This is a genomic window from Coprococcus intestinihominis (assembly GCF_040096555.1).
GTDB classification, from domain to species: Bacteria; Bacillota; Clostridia; order Lachnospirales; family Lachnospiraceae; genus Coprococcus_A; species Coprococcus_A intestinihominis.
The window spans coordinates 1-1459 of sequence record NZ_JBBMEK010000432.1; the positions used below are offsets into that span (position 1 = coordinate 1).

At 45.0% G+C, this 1459-nt stretch carries 2 protein-coding genes; both read left to right on the forward strand.

Going from position 1 to position 1459, the window contains the following annotated elements:
• Nucleotides 1–285: DUF1284 domain-containing protein (locus tag WMO25_RS17955; RefSeq protein ID WP_349086586.1), on the forward strand; the 285-nt coding region annotated here is incomplete at its 5' end.
• A 289-nt stretch (nt 286–574) separates the two neighbouring features.
• Nucleotides 575–1351: a nitrogenase iron protein NifH gene (locus WMO25_RS17960; RefSeq protein ID WP_215633375.1), complete on the forward strand. Its 777-nt coding sequence runs from the start codon at nt 575–577 to the stop codon at nt 1349–1351.
• Nucleotides 1352–1459: the final 108 nt, after the last annotated feature.

The following is a 1459-nucleotide window of genomic DNA, read 5'->3' on the forward strand; positions in this document are numbered from 1 at the left end:
TTGCAGAAAGGGATGGATGTACAGCTGTATGTAGGGACAGATGAAATCTGTTCTGCCTGTCCGAATAATCGGGAGGGGCAGTGTACAGATCTGACTTTGGTCGAGAAATATGACAACGCTGTGCTGGAGGCCTGCGGTCTGGCAGATGGTGAGCAGTTAGCCTTCGATGATTTTACTGAAAAAGTGCAGAATCAACTTTTGGTGACAGGGAAGAGGAAAGAAATCTGCGGAGGCTGTAAATGGAATGGTATCTGTGAGAATGAAAAAAGCCGATGGGAGAAATAATAGATGTATACAGCATAATAGACAAAACCAGGGTTACATTAATGATAATTATATGCTATAATATGTAAAAGACAGACGAAATGACTGCTGGGAGAACGGTACTCTATTCGAATGTTACAGTAGAAAAAGAATTCAAGACAATTGAATAAAAGCATACTCTGACGGCAAGGAATATCCGAGCAGGAATAGTAAACTGGAAATTATCGGGAAGATAGTTTATCTTTTCGTATACATAATCAAAAGCTCCCTTACCGTCAGGTATGGGAGCTTTTGATATATGGAGGTTTATATGCTGAAGGTAGCAGTTTATGGTAAGGGCGGCATTGGCAAGTCAACGATTACTTCCAATCTGGCAGCAGCTTTTGCGGCCATGGGGAAGAAGGTTATTCAAATCGGATGTGATCCGAAGGCAGATTCAACGATCAATCTGCTTGGGGGTGAACCGCTTCGACCAGTGATGAATTTTATGAGAGAAGAAGACGAAGAGCCGGAGCGACTTGAGGATATTTCAAAGGAAGGGTTCGGCGGTGTGCTTTGTATTGAGACTGGCGGCCCGACACCGGGACTTGGCTGTGCAGGAAGAGGCATTATTGCAACATTTCAGTTGTTGGAAGATCTGAAGTTATTTGAGACGTACAAGCCGGATGTGGTGTTGTACGATGTGCTGGGTGATGTTGTCTGTGGTGGATTTGCCGCACCGATCCGTGAGGGCTATGCGGAGAAGGTACTGATTGTTACATCCGGTGAGAAGATGGCTCTTTATGCAGCTAATAATATTTCAAGCGCTGTGAGAAATTTTGAAGATCGCAGCTATGCCCGTATTTTCGGAATTGTACTGAACCATCGCAATGTGGAGAATGAGACAGAGAAGGTGCAGGCCTTTGCAGAGAAGAGTCATATTCCGATTGTGGGAGAGATTCCGAGAAGTGATGAGATCATCCGCTATGAAGATCAGGGCAAGACTGTCATCGAAGGCGACAGAGATTCCGAGATTAGTCAGAGATTCTTTGATCTGGCCAATCTGCTTCTGGAAGATGAGGCGAAGAAAGCCCAGGACGGCGAATAAATCCGGAGGAGGAAATTTATTATGATGCAGGATGCATTTTTTTGTACAGTCGGTGAGCTGGCGGCAATGGGAAGAGAGAATATCCCGCCGCAGTTTATTTCCGGCGCA

Excerpts from the sequence above, each read along its gene's own strand:
- WMO25_RS17960 (WP_215633375.1), top strand. The coding sequence starts at position 575 with ATGCTGAAGGTAGCAGTTTATGGTAAGGGCGGCATTGGCAAGTCAACG.